At 40.6% G+C, this 18,374-nt stretch carries 16 protein-coding genes; 9 read left to right on the forward strand and 7 right to left on the reverse strand.

What is annotated here, in order from left to right; genetic code table 11:
* Positions 1-80: 80 nt before the first annotated feature.
* A complete protein-coding gene (locus LEP1GSC185_RS00915) occupies positions 81-689 on the reverse strand; it encodes a DUF2062 domain-containing protein (protein ID WP_008589941.1) in 609 nt (202 codons plus the stop codon).
* An 11-nt stretch (positions 690-700) separates the two neighbouring features.
* Complete coding sequence (locus LEP1GSC185_RS00920) at positions 701-1,486, reverse strand: tetratricopeptide repeat protein (protein WP_008590776.1); 786 nt, start codon at positions 1,484-1,486, stop codon at positions 701-703.
* 354 nt (positions 1,487-1,840) lie between these two features.
* Here LEP1GSC185_RS00920 and LEP1GSC185_RS00925 point away from each other — a divergent pair, with 354 nt between their 5' ends.
* Positions 1,841-3,934 (forward strand): SpoIIE family protein phosphatase, encoded by a 2,094-nt coding sequence (locus LEP1GSC185_RS00925; RefSeq protein ID WP_008590616.1) that lies wholly within the window; start codon positions 1,841-1,843, stop codon positions 3,932-3,934.
* Between the two features lie 50 nt (positions 3,935-3,984).
* On the opposite strand, the gene LEP1GSC185_RS00930 is transcribed toward LEP1GSC185_RS00925, so the two are convergent.
* Positions 3,985-4,401: a MaoC family dehydratase gene (locus tag LEP1GSC185_RS00930; RefSeq protein WP_008590909.1), complete on the reverse strand. Its 417-nt coding sequence runs from the start codon at positions 4,399-4,401 to the stop codon at positions 3,985-3,987.
* Between the two features lie 13 nt (positions 4,402-4,414).
* On the reverse strand, positions 4,415-4,867 hold the full coding sequence (locus LEP1GSC185_RS00935) for an FAS1-like dehydratase domain-containing protein (protein ID WP_008589515.1): 453 nt from the start codon (positions 4,865-4,867) through the stop codon (positions 4,415-4,417).
* A 241-nt stretch (positions 4,868-5,108) separates the two neighbouring features.
* On the opposite strand from LEP1GSC185_RS00935, the gene LEP1GSC185_RS00940 reads away from it, so the two are divergent.
* Positions 5,109-7,475, forward strand: coding sequence for a sulfatase (locus LEP1GSC185_RS00940; protein WP_232298416.1), 2,367 nt, complete (start codon positions 5,109-5,111; stop codon positions 7,473-7,475).
* Positions 7,476-7,589: 114 nt separating this feature from the next.
* On the forward strand, positions 7,590-7,817 hold the full coding sequence (locus LEP1GSC185_RS00945; RefSeq protein ID WP_139032646.1) for a hypothetical protein: 228 nt from the start codon (positions 7,590-7,592) through the stop codon (positions 7,815-7,817).
* A gap of 34 nt (positions 7,818-7,851) precedes the next feature.
* Here the strand turns inward: LEP1GSC185_RS00945 and LEP1GSC185_RS00950 are convergent, their stop codons facing one another.
* Positions 7,852-9,150 (reverse strand): OmpA family protein, encoded by a 1,299-nt coding sequence (locus LEP1GSC185_RS00950; protein ID WP_010514758.1) that lies wholly within the window; start codon positions 9,148-9,150, stop codon positions 7,852-7,854.
* Between the two features lie 225 nt (positions 9,151-9,375).
* On the opposite strand from LEP1GSC185_RS00950, the gene LEP1GSC185_RS00955 reads away from it, so the two are divergent.
* Positions 9,376-10,410 carry a helix-turn-helix domain-containing protein gene (locus LEP1GSC185_RS00955; RefSeq protein WP_008590404.1) on the forward strand — a complete coding sequence of 345 codons (1,035 nt, stop codon included), beginning with the start codon at positions 9,376-9,378 and terminating at the stop codon, positions 10,408-10,410.
* Between the two features lie 208 nt (positions 10,411-10,618).
* Positions 10,619-12,316: a CocE/NonD family hydrolase gene (locus LEP1GSC185_RS00960; RefSeq protein WP_008590800.1), complete on the forward strand. Its 1,698-nt coding sequence runs from the start codon at positions 10,619-10,621 to the stop codon at positions 12,314-12,316.
* Between the two features lie 49 nt (positions 12,317-12,365).
* On the opposite strand, the gene LEP1GSC185_RS00965 is transcribed toward LEP1GSC185_RS00960, so the two are convergent.
* On the reverse strand, positions 12,366-12,980 hold the full coding sequence (locus LEP1GSC185_RS00965; RefSeq protein ID WP_008589870.1) for a hypothetical protein: 615 nt from the start codon (positions 12,978-12,980) through the stop codon (positions 12,366-12,368).
* Positions 12,981-13,074: 94 nt separating this feature from the next.
* Positions 13,075-13,392: a divalent-cation tolerance protein CutA gene (gene cutA, locus LEP1GSC185_RS00970; RefSeq protein ID WP_008591102.1), complete on the reverse strand. Its 318-nt coding sequence runs from the start codon at positions 13,390-13,392 to the stop codon at positions 13,075-13,077.
* 123 nt (positions 13,393-13,515) lie between these two features.
* On the opposite strand from cutA, the gene LEP1GSC185_RS00975 reads away from it, so the two are divergent.
* The 4 genes from LEP1GSC185_RS00975 (at position 13,516) to LEP1GSC185_RS00995 (ending at position 18,373) form a co-directional block, all read left to right on the forward strand.
* Positions 13,516-14,364 carry a patatin-like phospholipase family protein gene (locus LEP1GSC185_RS00975; RefSeq protein WP_008591583.1) on the forward strand — a complete coding sequence of 283 codons (849 nt, stop codon included), beginning with the start codon at positions 13,516-13,518 and terminating at the stop codon, positions 14,362-14,364.
* Between the two features lie 759 nt (positions 14,365-15,123).
* The gene (locus LEP1GSC185_RS00985; RefSeq protein ID WP_008590499.1) at positions 15,124-16,287 is read left to right on the forward strand and encodes an acyl-CoA dehydrogenase family protein; all 1,164 of its coding nucleotides are present in this window, start codon (positions 15,124-15,126) and stop codon (positions 16,285-16,287) included.
* Positions 16,288-16,373: 86 nt separating this feature from the next.
* Positions 16,374-17,798 carry an anthranilate synthase component I gene (gene trpE, locus LEP1GSC185_RS00990; RefSeq protein ID WP_024863952.1) on the forward strand — a complete coding sequence of 475 codons (1,425 nt, stop codon included), beginning with the start codon at positions 16,374-16,376 and terminating at the stop codon, positions 17,796-17,798.
* The gene (locus LEP1GSC185_RS00995; RefSeq protein WP_008590226.1) at positions 17,795-18,373 is read left to right on the forward strand and encodes an anthranilate synthase component II; all 579 of its coding nucleotides are present in this window, start codon (positions 17,795-17,797) and stop codon (positions 18,371-18,373) included. The genes trpE and LEP1GSC185_RS00995 overlap by 4 nt, the downstream gene beginning before the upstream one ends.
* Position 18,374: the final 1 nt, after the last annotated feature.

An 18,374-nucleotide genomic window follows, 5' to 3' on the forward strand; every position in this document is an offset into this window, starting at 1 on the left:
ACAAATACTATGCAGATCCAAAAGGAATTCGGACAACTAATAATGATTAAATTGGAAAAATATTTCGAAAAGTAGGAACTCTAAGGAGTTTTAGCCGCGAACAATCCAACGTCTTTTCTAACATGCTTTAGTTCCCATTCCTGAAGACTCAAACCTTCTTCCTCGGCCCTTCTGCTTCTATAAGAATTTAATAAACGATAAGTGATCGGATAGCCGAGTAATGCCAAAGGAATTCCAAAAGCAAAACCGCCAACGAACATTGGAAGTCCCATCTTATCGAATAAAAAAATTGTCCAATGATATAACCCGCCGATCAAATCCATGGACTCAGACTCTTTGGAAATAGCTAATAACGTGTCGAAACTGATCTGTTGGAAAGGAATTCCGAATAAAAGTAAAACCTGCTTTCCGATCCAGTAAAATAGAGAATAGAAAAACGGAAGAGTGACCGGATTTGTAATCCAGATCATTGCGATCGCAATCGGAAGATAAAAACGGATACGGAACAACCTAAGGATCAACCAGGTCCCCAATCCTAAATACATTTGCACTCCTACCAAAGGAGTCATGGACCATAGTAGACCTACGGTGGTACCTAAACAAACTTCGTGAATAGGAGCATAAGATTCTTGGAAAGGTAAAATGATTTGTTTATGGATGATACGCCAGATCGTTCTGAGTAAATTCATTGGGTCCTGTTTTATTTAGAACGGGAAAGTTTGGAATATTGTTCCCAAGATTTCGAGTATTTCTCCATTGCTGGAAATAATTCGAAGGCTTTTTTTGCGGACTCGCTTGCTGCCTGCGGGTTTTTTTCGAAATCATTTTGTAACTTTGCCAGAAGATAATAGGTTTCCGCTTTGATGATTAGATCTCTGTATTCGGTCCCTAATCCTTTTTTTAAGGATTGGACAGAAGCAACTTTATCACGATTTAATAGATGCACAAAACCAAGTCCATAGTAGGCAGAACCTTCCGGTTTTACTTGGATGGATTTATTATACCAGTCCATGGCTTCTTCTCTTTCATCCTGAGAAAGAGCCAAATTTCCCAGATCCGTAAGCAACATGGAGCTGTATTCTTGATCTTTAGCAGCTTGCGCAATTACTAAGGCTTGTTTATATCTTGTTTCCGCTTTTTCATAATTTTGTTTATGTTTTTCGATTTGAGCAAGTCCTCTCAAACAATCGATGGAGTTTTTATTCTCCTTTAAACAAAGTTTATATTCTTTCTCTGCGGCCGAATCCTCTTTGCGTAAATAATGGATCCATCCCCTTAGGTAATGGACCTGGTCCATTTTTCCAGTGATCAGTGCCTTATCTTTCGCCTTCTGAACGGATTCTGTTAAATGACCGGAGTCTAATAGATCTCTGATCTCCAGAATAGAAGGCTCATCTTTCTCCCCTGAACAAGCAGAATAAGAAGCCAATACAAGTGTAACGCTAGCTAAAATAGAATGATTTTTAGAAAAATGAAAACGGCTCATATCTTTGATTCGTATCGGTCTTTTTCATGCTCTTCCTAAGGATCGACATGGCAACAGGAATTTCCGGTTTTTATACATATTTGCCAAAATACTTCTTTTTTATAAAAAACGGCGGATTGGACGTATAATTTTTCGTTTTTTTTCCTCTAATAATCTTTGAAGTTCCCCAAATTAAACTTTAGGGCGGCTTCTTCCGTATTTACGGAATCCAAGCAAAAAGTAGAAGGTCAAATATTCCTGAGTAGAGTTTGGAAATTATTATTTTCCAAAATTTTCTCGAATACTCTTGTTAGTCGGAGAAGGATTGACGAGAAAAGATAATCCGATGGAGGATGGTTCCAACCTTCCTGCTCAATGCACACGGCAAAATATTTATTCTTTTTATTAGGACCCATCGGCTTCCTCATTTTCCTTTTGTCCCTCACCCCCTGGCATAAGGAGGAAAATTTACGCGCTTACAAAGGTGTGATCGATCTTAGAGGTATCCAAAGTACAAGTTCCGGTCCTGTTGATCTATCCGGAGAATGGGAATTTTTCTGGAGCCAAGAGCCCGGAAAGATATTAGAGTCTTTCCATGGGAATATGACGGTCCCAGGTTCTTGGAATCGCGAAACCGAATTACATCCGTCCTATGACAGATTAGGTTATGCCACTTATAAACTGAAAGTGCTTTTGCCCGATGTTTGGGTTGGAAAAGTTCTCACTCTAGGTTTAGGCACCGTTTGGAGTTCCTACAGATTATACTTGGACGGAGAGTTCCAGGGAGAATCAGGAGACCCATCTACTTCTCCTCAGACTAGCATTGCAAGAGTGCAGCCCCGATCCTTTTCATTCGTTCCTAGTTCCAGTCAGATAGAAGTTTCACTTTTTGTTACGAATAATTTCGCAAGGCAAGGAGGTATCAGCTCGCCCGTTAGATTGGGTCCTTCCGAAGTCATGTTATCTACCCGGACTCGAACCATCTTCACTGATATTTTCGCGTTCTCCAGCTTAGTGATCATGGGACTATATCATATTTCTCTATATTTATATTTAAGATCCAGCAAAGCTCCTTTGTATTTTGGATTTATGAGTATGGCGATCGGAATGAGGACTCTTGTTACTAACACTAGATTGCTTATGGAATTCTTCCCTTCTATCAACCAGAACGGAATACAAATGATAGAACAAATTTCCATGATGTGTGCTACAGGATTGTATTTGCTCTTCTTTTATGAAACCTTCACCGTTTACGCGTCCAAGCTATACGTAAAAATTTCATTAGCAGTAATCTTTCTATTCATATTGATGACATTATTCGGCTCATTGGAATTCAATAGTAGCAAGGTAGCATATTTCCATTTATTTATAGGGATTACGATCGGTTATGTGATCTATGTGATCTTTGGAATAGATTTTGATAAAGAAAGCAATTCTTCTTATATCTTATACGGTTCGGGGATACTATTCTTAGGAGTGGCAATAGATCTTTTCTATACTTATATTTTAAAAGTTTCCTCTCATCAAGTTTCTCATATTGCACTCGTACTTTTCGTATTCTTGCAGTCTTTAGTGATCGCTTCAGATCGTTCTTCCAAATATAAAGAAGCCAAACTTCTCACAGAAGATCTACAGACCATGAACTTAGAACTTTTTGAAATGAAAGAAAAGTTGGTTCAAAAGGTAGAAGATAGAACTAGAACCTTAAATGACACTCTACAGCAGATCAATAGAGAGTTGGAAATCGCTCAAAACGTACAAAGAAAAATCCTTACTCCTCCAGAAAGAGAGATCAAAGGAATTCGTTTCGACTATGTATATAAACCTTTAGAAAAAGTCGGAGGCGATTTTTTAGATATTTCTGAAATTAACCCCGGCCAAGTTAGAGTACTTTTAGCCGATGCAGTCGGGCATGGAGTGCAGGCAAGTCTTATGACCATGGCGTTAAAGACTGAATACGAAGAATTGAAAAAACTCCCCTGCCCTACTCATGTATTAAAAGAATTGAATGGAAGATTTTTAAGAAAGTTCGACACTTTAGAAAGTATCTTCCCCTGTTTTGTAGCGGATATCTATTTAGAGAAAAAAGAAGTTCTCTACGCTTCTGCGGGACATCCTGATCAGGTTCTACTTTCTCCTGACGGCAAATACGAACTACTTCACAAAACAGGTCCGATATTAGGATTATTCGATGATTTAGAGATCGAATTTTCCACTTATAAGTTCCCTTTAGGAAGCCGTTTATTACTTTTCTCTGATGGACTCATCGAGAATAGAAGAAAGGAAAATAGATGGAGCACTGTGGAGACCATCGCCTCCAGGGCAGCCACACTTTCCAGTGTAAGTCTCCAAAAACTATTAGAAGAATTAGTCGTAATGGAAGAAAGATCTAGAGGAGACGAACAAAGATACGATGATATCACTATCATCGCGATCGAATCCAGAGAAACTCCCGAATATTCGGCATAATAAAAAGCCCCCGAGACGGAGGCTTTTTATTATTCAGAGAAACGTAAAGATTAGCAGATAACTACTAACTCTCCGGAAGCTTTCACTTCTCCAGACTCGTCAGCAGCCTCTACAGCTACTGTTAGAAGTTTTTCTCCGTTTTCTTCTTTCTTACGTTTGATCTTGCCGGAACAAGTTAGCTTTTGTCCAGGTTTGGTCATCGCTTTGAAAGTGACTCCGAATTCTTTGATTTGCTTTTGGTCTGCCCAAGAAGTGCAAAGTCTTCCGATCTGGGCCATTACGAACATACCGTGAGCGATCGTTCCATCCAATCCGGTCTTACGAGCGAAATCAGGATCGTTATGGATAGGGTTAAAGTCGCCGCTCGCTCCAGCATAACGCACTAGATGCGCGTGTGTAATAGTATCCACATTTAAAGGAGGGAGTTCTTGTCCTACTTCGTACTTGTCGAATTCAATCTTACTCATCTTAATCCTCCTATCATTGTTCCGGTTTACGGATGAAAATGGACATCTCTGCTTCGATTACAGTTTCACCCTTTGCATTACGAATAGTGGTGCGGAAAGTCATCGTATCCATTTTACCTACAGTTACGTTAACACATTCTCCCTGAGAAGAAACCCTACCAGGATAAAGAGTTTTAACATAATTATATTTTTCTTTTAGATGCAAGATCCTGGAAGTATCAACTCCCATGTTCTCCATATCTTTCCAAATTTTAGGATATCCCCAAAACTGGATCACAGTTGGAAATGTAGGAGGAGCTGGAATATCCTCGTATCCTGCTTTTTTAGCCGCTTCTAGATCGAAGTATATCGGATTGGTCTCGCTGATCGCTAGACAAAACTCTTTTATCTTTCCTCTTTCTACGTCGAATTCGTAGGAGTCGAGTTTTGTGCCGATCAGGTCTTTTGAAATGCCTTTTTCTGCCATAATCCTTTTCCTTTGGATTGGTTTAAAAACCTTCGAAGGATCGAAGATCGTTTCTATGGCCCTATTTTTTAGACACCGAGCCCACAGGTCCATTGAATTTTTAGTAACGAACGTTCTGTTCGCTCAAACAAGCGTTCACTGAATGGTGTTCATCCGGATGATAAGTGTTGTAAGCGGACCCCTCAAGTAAAATTCTGTCCTTGTTCTCATGATTTCTTTTGGTTCCAAACTTTTTAGGACATTGATCCCAATCTTGCTCTATATACTTTTACAGGATTGTAGGCAAATTTTTCCTGGATCGTTTTCGGAAGGAGAAGAGACCATAATCCCTGTTTGGGATGGACTTCGTTCCTTAAAAAAAGCAGGCAGCGCTTGCAGTGGAAATTCGGAAGTAGCAATCCAAAAGATCTCCTATCATTATAAAAAAAATCCGTCTCGTTATTCGGAACTTCCCCTCCAAGAAAAATGGAGGAACACTCAACTTACCATCCTAAAAGATAAACAAACTTTGCTAAACGAGTCCAGAGATAGTCTATTGTTATTCCAAAATGGTGGTTGCGCTATCTCCTCCGAGTTTATTATCCCCGGAGCAAAACTTTACGATCTACAAAATGTTGTTTTGGACTTTTCCACCACTGCATTATCTTCCTCTGGGGAACATGTCCCGAGCACCGGAAAACTAATAATAAAGTTGGGAGAATCTATCGTATTCTCCGAAGAACTTCAAAGCCAAGGAAGAGAGTGGATCGATCATAAGATCAAGATCCCCGAATCCCTTTCCAAATCTTTGGAAGAAGATTCTTCTCTTTTATGGAATTTTGAATGGATTCCTAAAAATCAGAACGATCTTTTATTCGTTGGACAACCTACATTATATGCCTCTGTGGCGGATCCGGAACTTTGGGGACCTAAAGAAAACGTAATATTGATCGTAGTCGATGCGCTTAGGCCGGATCGTTTGGGTTTCGGCGGTTCTCCAGTCCCTACCAGTCCCAATTTGGATAAGCTCGCTTCCGAATCTGTCGTTTTTGAAAATGCTTTCTCTAATGGAAATTGGACCAAGCCGAGTATGATTTCCTTTTTTACTTCTAAGATCGCATCCGAATTAGGTCTTGGGAATGCTTGGTTCTATTCCAGTAATCTTCATCGAAAAATATTCTATTCTAAAAAGCCGGAAACACTTCCGAACCATCTCAGATCCAAAGGTTATCTAACGGCAAGTCTAATGAATAACGTATTCCTACTGGATTACACGGGAGTGGGAGTCGATCTAGGGTTTCATAAATTATTCCAGCCTGGGAAAGATAAAGACGATACCGAACTGATACTTGCGGAATCCGTAAAATTCCTGAAAGAGAACAAAAACAGAAGATTTTTCCTACATATAAATATCAATACTCCTCACTATCCGTATCTACCTGAAAGAAAGTATATGGATATTCTAGCAAAGAAGACGGATCCAAAGATCTGGAATAGTTATGATCCTTACGTAAGAAAGTATATGGCTGAGATCTTATATACGGATGAGGTCATAGGCAAAATCCTGGAAGAAGCCAAAAAGACAGGCGCCTTCGAAAAATCTTGGATCGCTGTAGTCGCGGATCATGGAGAATTACAATCCATGGAGCATTATTACCATCATCATTTCGTGGCAGAGAATCTACATGCCCACGGAGAGACCCATTACGACGAAGAGATCAAGGTTCCCTGGATCATTCATCCTCCTGCATCAAAAAAATCGAATATTAAAAAAAAGATCTTTTCCGAGCAGGTTTCTTTACTTTCCCTTTTTCCCACTTTAGCAGGAGCATTAGGATTTCCTTGCAATCCGGATTCTTGCGACGGAAATGATTACTCCAAAACAATGTATGGAAAAGAAGGTCCACAATCGGAGGACTTCGTATATACCGAAGGAAGATTTTCGGAGTCTATTCGTACAAAAGAATACAAACTGATTCGTAGATACCCAGGTTATGATTTTGTAAGAAGGACCAAAGAGGGTGAACCTCATAAAATGCCTGAGGAATTCTATTCTTTGGTTTCAGATCCCGGAGAATTACAAAATCTCTCGGCTAACAACTCGGCACTTCTTATAAAAGCAAGACAGGAATTGGATTCTCATAGTTTAAAGAAGAATGTTTTCAAACTTAGATTGCCCGCCTGCGAAAAAGAATGCACTCGTAAGATAGAGATCGGGATCCAAGCAGGAATTTATAAAATTCAATCTGATACCCATTTCACGGAAAATAGATTAGAAGCAAAATCAGCTTCCCTTACGGTAAAACAAGCGCCCGGAAAAGAAAGTATCCTCTCCTTCTATACGGTAGAACCCATTTTTGGATTTCGTTTGTCCATTTACAAGGATGGAAAACCGGAAGATTATAAGTCCGGAAAATGGGGAATTTTATCCGAAGCGAGTTCTAAAATTTATAGGGATTCGCCCGAATCGGTTGCTTCTGCAAAACTTCCTTACGAATTCAAAACTTCTAAAATACCTTATTTTTATAACGACGCCAACCTTTCCGGAAATTCGGAGTCTTCAGAGCAAGCCGCGTTAGGAAAAGAAGTCCGAAAAGTATTGGAAAGCTGGGGTTATATCCACGAATAGAATTTGTTTTATAACAAAGTTTCTATGCCCCTTTTTGTCAAAACTCCTTGCTTTTTTTATATCCTTCGTTATGTTATCCGCTTGCCAATCCAAAACAGAAATAAGGTGAAAAGAATGAAAGTTAGAACCCTCGTATTTTGCATTATTCTAATATTCGGTTTTATATCCTGTGGAATCGATCCGGTACAGCGCTGCCAGGACAGAAGAAAAGTAATGAGAGATGCGGTTTGCCAAGCAGTCGGCGCTCATGAACCTGGAACGGAATCCTATAATAGTATTCTTCTTTCCTGCTTAATGGAAAATAGTCATTATAATGAATGTAAAAGTGAAAATTACTTTTGATCGTTAATTTACTCGAAAGGACGAAGGCCGAAGATTATTCCAAGACAATGGTGATATCCACTCTTCGGTTTTTGGCCCTACCTGATTCTGTGGAATTTTCCGCTACGGGTTGGGATTTTCCATAACCTTTATAAGACATTCTAGTTTCTTCAATTCCGTGAGAATCCCGTAACTCTTGCAGAACCGATAGCGCTCTGTCCTGAGAAAGTTTTAGATTGTAATCCTGGCTGCCTTTATCGTCCGTATGGCCGCCGATCCGAATTTCCCTATCCGGATATTTTTTTAGAACATCCGCAATCCTTTCCAATACCTTTTTGGCTTCCGACTTTAATTCGGATTTATTATAATCGAAAAGTAGATTATCTAGGGATAGTACGACTCCCTCGTTCGATTTTCTGATCTCAACAGGTGCACGGTCTGCGACTTCTTCTTCAGGATTTCCTTCCCATTCAGGCCACTCTAATCCGTTCCCTTTTTTGCCGGTAGGTCTCTTTTTCGGGTAAGCGGTTCCTTCCGGAAAAGGTCCGAGGATCCTCTTTACTTCTTCCGCAATTTTGTCCTTATCATTCTCCGTAACGGAGTTCTGTTTAGAATATAATCCATGGATCTCAAAGGACATTTCTTGCGCGATCCCATTCGGAAAAACGAATGTGTAAGCGAGCTGAACATATTTGTATTGAGGAACTCCTTGTTCGGAATCAAAGAAAACTTTTCCTTTTGCAAAGCCGTAAATTTTGTATGGAATATTCTGAGCAATCGGATCGGATTCCTTCATTAGGTTATAGTTATATTCGATCAGGTCGGCATTACCCTTTTTGCCTGAATATTCCCAGTCTCCTTTACCTTTGTAAACATACTTTGCTTGGACAGGTATCTCTATTCTCGCCGTCGGGAATTGAAAACTCTCGGAAGCAGGTTTTGTCCATTCTTCTCCTACGCCTACCTCTTTGGAGGAAAAGCTAGGTAACGATCTCAAGTTGGGCATACTGTATTCAGGGGGAACAGTATATTGGCCGGTTTCCGAAATATGGAATTTACTCTTAAACGTTTTGTCTTTATAGAATGCTGGATCTAATTCAGGAAATTTAATGTATGTATCGAATATTGCGGAAAAATCGCAGCCTTCCTTTTTACAGGATATCGCTTTTAACAAAATGCGATTTTTATCTTCTCGATTGATAACTCTAAGACCCTGTCTGGCCTTTACCCTATGGTATTCGTTTAATTCCAGATCGTCTCCGGATCTCATCTTCCATCGGAACAGTACCGGAGTTTCGGAAAATAAATAAGAGGGTATTAAGAAGAATAGGATGAGAAACCCTCTGAATGCCATAATTATAGTTTCGAAAATTTTCCCTAAAAACTTAGAAGGAATCCTAAAAATGGACCTCTTTCTTGGATATTTTATACTAAAACAGACCGAGTTTCCGCCCTGAAAAACGATTTGCGGGTTGTTATTCCGACCGTAAGAACTTGACAAGCAGGCGATAAAATTTCATCCAATTAGTTCGTGGTTCCTCATTTCCATGAGATCGTCTTTTTCGGAGTTTTGTTTTGTATGCTTCTGTCTGTGGCATGCCTACTCCGACCGGAAAAATCTTCCGGTTTAAGGATCTTATCTTTATTATCTTTTTGTGTTTCTATCCAATTCTTATATGTTTATTTTCTTTTGAAGGGTATTTATTTCGAACCTTCGTTTTTAAACCATCTTCATATTCCATTCGCATGGTTTTTAGGACCTGGAATGTATAGTTTGTATTCCGTTACGGTTCGAGAGGAGAAATTCACTGCCTTCGAAAGGAGTTTTTATCTTCCGGGAATACTCCTTCTTATCTTATTTCCAGTCCTCTATTTAGTTTTACCTCAAATCTTTTGGAACAGACCGGTAGATTATTTTGAAAAAGGTTCCACAAGTTGGTCGGATATCCTACTGTTAGGCGCTTATTCAGCGAATCTAGTATTTTATTCTTCTATCGTTTGGCAGACAAGAGCTGCGTTCCGATTGGAAAGACTCAAAAAAGATGCGGGAGCCAGGATACTTTTGTTCGTTGTGATCGGAAGCGGAAGTGTAACTTCCATCCTTGTTATTTCTTATTTAATCAGAGACATTAATCTGTTATTCATTTCTGTTTTGAGCACTGTGATCTACGCGGTTGCCGGTTATCTTGCACAAATTTATGCACCGGAAGTGTTCAGCGAAATGGGACCTTCTATGAGAGATGCGTACCGTAATTCCAGATTAGAAGGTGTGGACACAACTGATCTGGAAAATCGCTTAGAAAGTTTGATGACAAAAGAAAAATTGTATCTGCAAGAAGACCTTTCTCTCTCCACTCTAGCTAATCAGTTAGATATCAAACCATATCAACTTTCAGAATTTCTAAATCAGAGAAAGGGAACTAACTTTGCCAAGTTCGTAAACGGTTTCAGAGTAGCGGAATCAGTTCGTATATTACAGAAAGAAGAAGGAGCCAATATTCTTTCCGTCGCTTACAGATCCGGTTTTAATTCCAAGGCGACTTTCAACCTTGCATTCAAATCTATACAAGGTGTTTCTCCTAGAGAGTATCTCCGAAAATCCAAAGTCTCTTAATTTGAACGAACGTTTTGTTCCTAATTTGTTTAAATAAAAAATTAGGACCTTTTAATTTGTCCAAAATTCGAATCCAAGACGACCCATACTGATAACTGTCTTATACTCCCTCTTCATAAATTAGCTAAAAGTCAAAGACTGAAAAAGCGTATGGAGAATAGTGATGAGAAAAATATACCGAACGTTAGTTATGCGATTTTGCATACTAATGCTGATCTTAGGAGGATCTTTTTACTCTTGTAAAAGTGATTCTTCTCAAAATGCGGAAGCTGCAGCCCTCTTAGCTTCCTTAGATCCAAGCCTGGCCCAAGCTGCCGGAAACAAAGGAGTTTCCGAGTTAGAAGATTCCAGTAGCGAGATCCAAAACGCATTCGCGCAAGAGAGCGACGGAAGTTTCACTTTCGATAATACCATCAAAGTAACTGCAAACGACGGGGTTGTGTTAGAAGCTAGCCTCTTCACACCTTCTATCCCTTCTGCTACCGGAAAATATCCTACGGTAATTTTCGTGAACAGTTGGGCATTGAACAAATACGAGTATCTGGTTCCAGCTGCGAAACTCGCTAAAAAGGGATATATCGTTCTCTCTTATAGCACAAGAGGTTTTGGAGCTTCCGGAGGACTCATTGATACTGCCGGTCCAAAGGATAGAGCTGATTTAAGCAAAATTATCGACTGGTTACTTGCGAACACCCAAGCCGATCTCGCAAATATCGGTATATCAGGTATCTCTTACGGCGCCGGAATTTCCTTAGCAGGTGTGAGCACCGAACCTAGAATTAAGACTGCAGTTGCTATGAGCGGTTGGGGAAATCTCAAACGTTCTCTTTATGGTAATGATACTCCTAGATTGATCTGGGGATTATTGCTGGTTGCATCCAGTTATATCACAGGAAGACCTGATCCGATCATCGCGCAAAATTTCGGAAAACTTCTACAACATACGGATATCGATTCTGTGACCACATGGGCAGCGGATCGTTCTCCGGAAACTTTCGTAGGACAATTGAATGCTTCTGCAGGTAAATCGGTACTGATTTCAAATAACTTTGAGGACTTCTTATTTAACCCGAACGCAGTTTTGGATTATTTCGCAAAAATCCAAGTTCCGAAAAAACTTTTAATGAACGAAGGAATTCATGCTTCCGCAGAAATCGGGGGCATTCTCGGTTTTTCCGGCACAGTTTGGGATAACGCATACGACTGGTTCGATTATTGGTTGAAAGGGATCAATAATGGGATCATGGACAAACCTCAGGTCACTTTCCAAAAACGTTTTGCAGGACCTAGAGTGACTCTTCCTTCTTGGCCTTCCCCTACTGTTTCCGATAAAACTTTTTATCTGAAACCTAGAGGTTTATTTACTAACGGGGAACTTTCTGCCGGCCAGAATACTACCGTCACGAATACGGGAATTCTTTCCGGAGCGGACACTGTTGCAAGCACTGGATTTCCTTTGCTTTCGGATATTCTAGCTGCTCATGCCGAAATTCCTGTAACAACCAATTTAGGTTTAGTGAGTAGAGTGAATGGTATCGTGTACCAATCTTCTAACTTAAGCTCTGCATTAAAGATCAGAGGTAAAATGTTCTGGAACGGAAGGATCTCTTCCAGCCTTGGAAAGGCAAACGTGAACGTTTACTTTTACGATGTAGATAAATACGGCACCGCTACTTTGATCACTCATGGTACCGGGACTATTTTCGACGCAGGATGGTATGAAACAAAAGATATGTCTATCGATCTAAATGCGGTAGCTTATGATGTTCCTGCGGGAAATAAGATCGCGATTGCAATCGATACTTTCGATTCTCAATATGCGGTGCCTACTGTGCTGATTTATGGTCTGGATGTGAAACACTCCAAAACCCCACAATCCACTTTAGTGATCCAATCGGAGAATTAATTTCGGATTTCCATTCACCTTTTTTAACGGCGGGCTTGCCCGCCTTTTTTTATGCCTCTCTTTCCTTTCTCCATTGGATATAGTCGGGCAATTCTACTAGCTCTATAAATCCTTCTTCCTCTGGATCGTCAGGAAGCATTCCTATCTCATAATATCCTATTTCTTTCGTAAAAGTGTCTTCGCCGAGAAGAGCTTCTAATAATAGACCGACCGCCTTTTTAAGATGAGGATTGGATTCTACATTCGGGAAATCGGGAAAACAGATCCGAACTCCGAAACTTTTAGGAAGACTTGTGTTTTCCAAAGGTAGAAACCAGATCTCTTCCGAATCTAATTCCAAACCTTCATGAAATATGACTGTGCCTTTTTCCTGGTATTGGTCTACGGAATACACGTCCCAACCCGAAATTTCGGGAGCAAGGTCTACAAACCTTTCTGCCTCAGCGTAGAGATCCTCGTCTCCGGCAGTGACCACTGTGAATTCATGAGGACTCTCGTCCCCCCCGCCGATCTCGAAAAAAAACTCGGAATTCACTTCCTGGAGTCGATCCATCAGATCGTCCAAAAGCCGATCTCTCTCTTTATCATCCAGGTCATCTAGTTTAGTGTAATACCGGCTGTTTTGGGAAAACCAGGTCCAAAACTTTTCCGCTTTTTCTTGCATTCATCCGCCTCAGTCACGAATCTTTCGGAATTTCTAACCAAGAGACTCGATAAAAATATCCGAATGTATGAAAAGAATGTTTAAAGGGAAAGGATTATTTTCCTATTTCCGAATCTATCCACTGCAAATACTTTTGGTTTGCCTCTTTGATTTCCCAGGAAACGATACAAGGAACCGTGTAACTATGTAGTTCCGAAATTCTTGCTACGACTTTTTCCGCCTCAGAATCTTTGGTTTTTAACAAAAGAACTGTTTCCTGATTATGCTCCAATCTTCCGTGCCATCTATAAATAGATTTCATCCCTGGTATCAAATTGGCGCAGGCAACCAGTCTTTCGTTCACTAATGTTTCCGCGATTTCTAAAGCCTCGGTCTCATTCTTCGTGGTGACGTAAAAAGTTCGATAGCTCATCCTATATTGATACTCCCATAACTGAATTGTTTCAAGAATGATTCTCCTGATTCACTAAACGAAAGTCCTAAAAGTTAAGGTAAAATTCTGGACAAAGTTCCCCTCTGAATTAAGAAATTCGCAATGGCTTCCAAAAAATCGCCGAATCTTATCTTTAAAAAATCGTATGACGCATTAGCTTTGAATTCCGCATTTTTCGGTTTTTATGCTCACTCAGGTTTTTCTCTCGGACTAAAAGAGATCGGTTTTAAGCCGGCAGCGATCGCAGGTTCTAGTTCAGGAGCTTTGATCGGTTCCTTAATTTCAGCAGGAATTCCTCCGGAAGAAATCACAAGATTCATTCTTACTCTAAAAAAAAGCGATTTCTGGGACGGAAATTTTCTGAGTCAGTTCCTGAAACCTTTCAGAAAAGGACTTAAAAATTATTCGGGAATTCTTTCCGGAAAAAAGATCAGGGCATTACTAGAACCTTACTTGGGAGGTAAGGATATTTCCGAGATGCCTACCAAGATGGGAATTTCAGTTTCCAATCTCACTAAAGGTATCAGAGAATTAAAAACCGAAGGAAATATCGTGGATATGATCATGGCCTCCATGACATTCCCGATTCTTTTCGAGGTCCCGAATCTAAAGGGAGAAGAGTATTTGGATGGCGGCGTTGCTGATGCAGAACCGATCAAAGAATTTATCTTGGACCCAAGTATCAAAAGGATCGTGATCCATGATATCGAAAACCGCAAGCCTGTTTCCGATAAAATACTGATGAGGGCTTTCGATTCTTGCGTAAGTGTGATTGCCAGCGAGACTAGAGATCTTAAAGAACTACTAGCTAAAAAATACGGTAAAAAAATTATCAGAGTAGTGACCAATACTCCGTATCTTCATCCGAATAAAATGGAAAACGGAAGATTAGCTTTGGAGTTAGGAAGAAGGTCCGCTCATTTTATGAAATCCCAGATCTTAGGAAACTAAAGGCAGAAATACAAAGTACTGTTTTTGCTTTCAGGCAAAAACTCTTATTAGGATCCTTCCGCTTTCAGGCAAAAACCGCGCCATAACAGACAAAAAATCCAAAATTACACATATTTCATTAAAAAGGGCAGAAGCACCTAATTGGGAAAAAATAGCTGACAATGAGGAAAGGATCTTATGAATAAGAAACAGGAGTCTTTGGACTCCTATCGTCGCTTCACTCTTATATCCGGTGAGGCTTAAGCCAGCCGGATTATTTTTTGAAAACGATTAAAGATAGTTCATCTCTTTGCTATATTGAAATAAAAAGGGCCTCCCTTTCGGGAGGCCCTTTTTTTGTCGCTGCACTCTTATATCCAGTGCTAAGGTAAAGGATAATCCGGAAAAGTATAGGTCGCCCACAATCAAAATTCAAAATCCGATTTAAAATTTCATAAATGTTGCCGGTTTCTTTTTTTCAGAAACTTGCCATAAATCAGCAGTTAGAAATTCGGAACACAGAACCAAGTAAGCATCATTTAGGGCCTTTACCTCTGCGACTTTTTTCATTACCGTTAACCTCAATTGGAAATTTATTTCCAAATTTTGGCCACAAAACTGATGCCAATCATTCGGCATTTATGCGATTTTCGGCTTCTTCTAATCCAATCGTACGTTCTTGACTCGGTACCCTTCCGCTTAGAACCTGTTCCTTAGGGTTTTTCGTAGGGAATTTTTATCCGCACCGGTCTACCTCATTCCAATCAAGGTTTAGTTATAATGGATTTCGCTCTTTCAGACGATCAAAAAGCGCTTAGAGGTCTTGCCAGAGATTTTGCAAAAAATGAGATCCGCCCAAAAGCGGAACATCACGATAAAACGGGAGAATACCCTCTTCAGATCTTGAAAAAGGCCTGGGAAATCGGCTTAATGAATATCCATATTCCGGAAAAATACAACGGGGCCGGAATGACTGAGTTAGATGATACGATCATCGGCGAGGAGTTATTCTGGGGCTGTTCCGCAATGGCCACAGCGATCCTTGCAAACAACTTAGCATTGGCGCCGGTACTCATCGGAGCAAGCGATGAGATCCTAAAAAAATGGGTTCAGCCGATGACTGAACAATTCCAACTTTGTGCGTATGCAGTTACCGAACCTGGTGCAGGCTCCGACGTTGCCGGTATCCGCACTACCGCTAGAAAGGTCGGAGACGAATATATCATAAACGGTTCCAAGATGTGGATCACCAACGCAGGTTATGCGGATTGGTTTTTCGTTCTAACCAAAACAGATCCTGCTGCGGGTCACAAAGGTATCACTGGATTTATAGTTAGTTCCAAAACTCCAGGCGTGGTCGTCGGAAAAAAAGAATTGAACATGGGACAAAGATGTTCCGACACAAGAGGAATCACTTTCGAAGAAGTGAAAGTCCACAAAAGCCAGATGATCGGTAAAGAAGGCGACGGATTTAAAATCGCAATGGGAGCATTCGATCATACTCGTCCGGGGGTTGCAACCGGAGCAGTAGGTGTTGCTAGAGCAGCTATGGAACATGCATTAGAATATGCTAAAACTAGAACTGCATTCGGTAAACCTATCATCGAGAACCAAGCAATTTCCTTTATGATCGCCGAGATGGCGAGAGATATAGAAGCAGGAAGACTTCTTTGCCACCAAGCTGCTTGGTTGATCGACAACGGTTTCAGAAATACCTACCAAGCTTCTATTGCTAAAGCATTCTGCGCAGACGCTTGTATGAGAATTACCACTGACGCAGTACAAGTGTTAGGCGGTTACGGTTTTAACTCTGAGTATCCTGTGGAAAAACTGATGAGAGACGCGAAAATTTTCCAAATTTACGAAGGTACTTCTCAAATCCAAAGATTGATCATCTCTCGTTACCTGACAGAAGGTAAAGGGATAGAAGGGCCGAACCTCTGAAGGAATTTTCCTTAACATACGAAGAATTCCTGGAGAGAACAAAATCCGGGAATTTAATCCCGGTTTTCAAACAGGTTTTCTTGGATTTGGAAACCCCGGTGTCCCTTTTTGCAAAATGGGGAGGCACCGAGGCCAAACATTCTTTCCTTTTAGAATCGGTAGAAGGGGGAGAGAATGTAGGTAGGAATTCCTTCTTAGGAAAAGATCCTTATAGATTGGTCTACGGTAAGAACGGACTATTCTATGTTTCCAAAAGAAAAGAACCCGAGACTGAGATCATTACTTATGATCCTTTATTCCTATTAGAATATTCAATGGGAGACGACAAATACGTTCCGGATCATAGGCTTCCTTCTTTCCAGGGAGGAGCAGTAGGTTTTCTTTCCTTTGGTGCTGTCCGTTATTATGAAAATATCCCGGATACTAAGCCGGAAGACGAACCGGCTCCGGATGCATACTTCGCGCTATATGACGAGGTCTTGGTAGTAGATCATGTGGATCGTCTTTTAAGGATCGTAGTGAATGCACGTCTTTCAGAATACGAAGATCCTAAAGCTTGTTACGAAGCTACATTAGAAAGAATTGATGCGATCGAAAAAGAGATCAGAGAAGGAGAACTCCCTGGTTGGGTCGCACATCCGCGCGAATCCAAAGAAAAGTTGGAATACATTCCTAATATTCCAGACGAGGATTATAAAAAAGCGGTACAGAAAGCTAAGGAGTACATTTACGCGGGAGATATTTTCCAAGTAGTTCCTTCTAGAAAGTTGGAATTCCGACCGGGAGTTCCTCCTTTTCAAGTATATCGCGGATTAAGAACGGTAAATCCGAGTCCTTATATGTATTTCCTAAAGTTGGATGATATTTCCTTGGTGGGATCTTCTCCGGAGATCATGGTAAAATGTAAGGATAGAAAAACTTACCTCCGACCTATCGCAGGAACAAGACCAAGAGGAGCCAATCCGGAAGCGGATAAACTTCTGGAAGAAAATCTTTTGGCGGATCCCAAAGAGATCGCTGAACATATTATGCTCGTAGACTTAGGAAGAAACGATTTAGGTAGAGTATGCGAGGCTGGAAGTGTCCGGGTCGAAGACTTTAAAATTATAGAAAAATATTCCCACGTTATGCATATCGTGAGCCAATGTTCCGGGATTTTAGAAGAAGGAAAATCGGTATACGATCTTCTCCGCGCCACACTTCCGGCAGGAACTGTGTCAGGCGCGCCTAAGATCAGAGCTATGGAGATCATAGACGAACTGGAAAGAACCAGAAGAGGAATTTATTCCGGAGCCTTGGGTTATATTTCCTACCAAGGAGATACCGACATGGCGATCGTGATCCGCACCATCTCTTTTTACGGAGAAAAGGCATTCGTCCAAGCCGGCGGCGGAGTAGTTTACGATTCTTCTCCCGAAGGCGAGTTAGAAGAGACCAAAAACAAAATGGCAGCATTACTCCGAGCAGTGGACTTTGCAAGGAACGGATTGAAAGGAGAATGGAATAGATGATCCTTCTCGTAGACAATTATGATTCTTTTACATATAATCTGTATCAGTATTTTTCGCAGATCGGCAACAAGGTAGAAGTTTATCGGAACGATAAGATAGACCTGAGCGAGATAAAAAAATTGGCTCCTAAAGGGATCATACTAAGTCCAGGTCCAGGACGTCCCGAAGATTCAGGAGTTTGTATCGATATTCTAAAAGAACTGTCGGGACAATTACCGATCTTAGGAGTATGTTTAGGTCACCAAGCCATAGGACTTGTGTATGGTGGAAAGATCGTAAACGCTCCTAGTATCATGCACGGAAAAGTAAGTTTGATAGAACATGATGGTAAGGATATTTATAAGTCTCTGCCTTCTCCCTTCTTAGCCACCAGATATCATTCTCTTGTGATCCAACCTGAAAGTCTTCCTGATGTATTAGAAGTCGCCTCCAAGACGGAGGACGGGATTATCATGGGAGTGCGTCATAAAACAAAACCTCATTTATATGGAGTTCAATTCCATCCGGAATCTATCATGACCCAAAACGGATTGGAATTGGTAAGAAACTTTTCCCGGATCGTTTCAGAAGCATAAT

It is taken from the genome of Leptospira licerasiae serovar Varillal str. VAR 010 (assembly GCF_000244755.1).
Lineage (GTDB): Bacteria > Spirochaetota > Leptospiria > Leptospirales > Leptospiraceae > Leptospira_B > Leptospira_B licerasiae.

What these genes read in the sequence shown, in the direction of transcription:
- LEP1GSC185_RS00935 (WP_008589515.1), bottom strand. Translation starts at nt 4,867, where the DNA reads ATGGCAGAAAAAGGCATTTCAAAAGACCTGATCGGCACAAAACTCGAC.
- LEP1GSC185_RS00915 (WP_008589941.1), bottom strand. Translation starts at nt 689, where the DNA reads ATGAATTTACTCAGAACGATCTGGCGTATCATCCATAAACAAATCATT.
- LEP1GSC185_RS00945 (WP_139032646.1), top strand. Translation starts at nt 7,590, where the DNA reads ATGAAAGTTAGAACCCTCGTATTTTGCATTATTCTAATATTCGGTTTT.
- LEP1GSC185_RS00965 (WP_008589870.1), bottom strand. Translation starts at nt 12,980, where the DNA reads ATGCAAGAAAAAGCGGAAAAGTTTTGGACCTGGTTTTCCCAAAACAGC.
- LEP1GSC185_RS00950 (WP_010514758.1), bottom strand. Translation starts at nt 9,150, where the DNA reads ATGGCATTCAGAGGGTTTCTCATCCTATTCTTCTTAATACCCTCTTAT.
- LEP1GSC185_RS00960 (WP_008590800.1), top strand. Translation starts at nt 10,619, where the DNA reads ATGCTGATCTTAGGAGGATCTTTTTACTCTTGTAAAAGTGATTCTTCT.
- LEP1GSC185_RS00930 (WP_008590909.1), bottom strand. Translation starts at nt 4,401, where the DNA reads ATGAGTAAGATTGAATTCGACAAGTACGAAGTAGGACAAGAACTCCCT.
- LEP1GSC185_RS00920 (WP_008590776.1), bottom strand. Translation starts at nt 1,486, where the DNA reads ATGAGCCGTTTTCATTTTTCTAAAAATCATTCTATTTTAGCTAGCGTT.
- LEP1GSC185_RS00925 (WP_008590616.1), top strand. Translation starts at nt 1,841, where the DNA reads ATGCACACGGCAAAATATTTATTCTTTTTATTAGGACCCATCGGCTTC.
- LEP1GSC185_RS00995 (WP_008590226.1), top strand. Translation starts at nt 17,795, where the DNA reads ATGATCCTTCTCGTAGACAATTATGATTCTTTTACATATAATCTGTAT.
- LEP1GSC185_RS00955 (WP_008590404.1), top strand. Translation starts at nt 9,376, where the DNA reads ATGCTTCTGTCTGTGGCATGCCTACTCCGACCGGAAAAATCTTCCGGT.
- cutA (WP_008591102.1), bottom strand. Translation starts at nt 13,392, where the DNA reads ATGAGCTATCGAACTTTTTACGTCACCACGAAGAATGAGACCGAGGCT.
- LEP1GSC185_RS00975 (WP_008591583.1), top strand. Translation starts at nt 13,516, where the DNA reads ATGGCTTCCAAAAAATCGCCGAATCTTATCTTTAAAAAATCGTATGAC.
- LEP1GSC185_RS00985 (WP_008590499.1), top strand. Translation starts at nt 15,124, where the DNA reads ATGGATTTCGCTCTTTCAGACGATCAAAAAGCGCTTAGAGGTCTTGCC.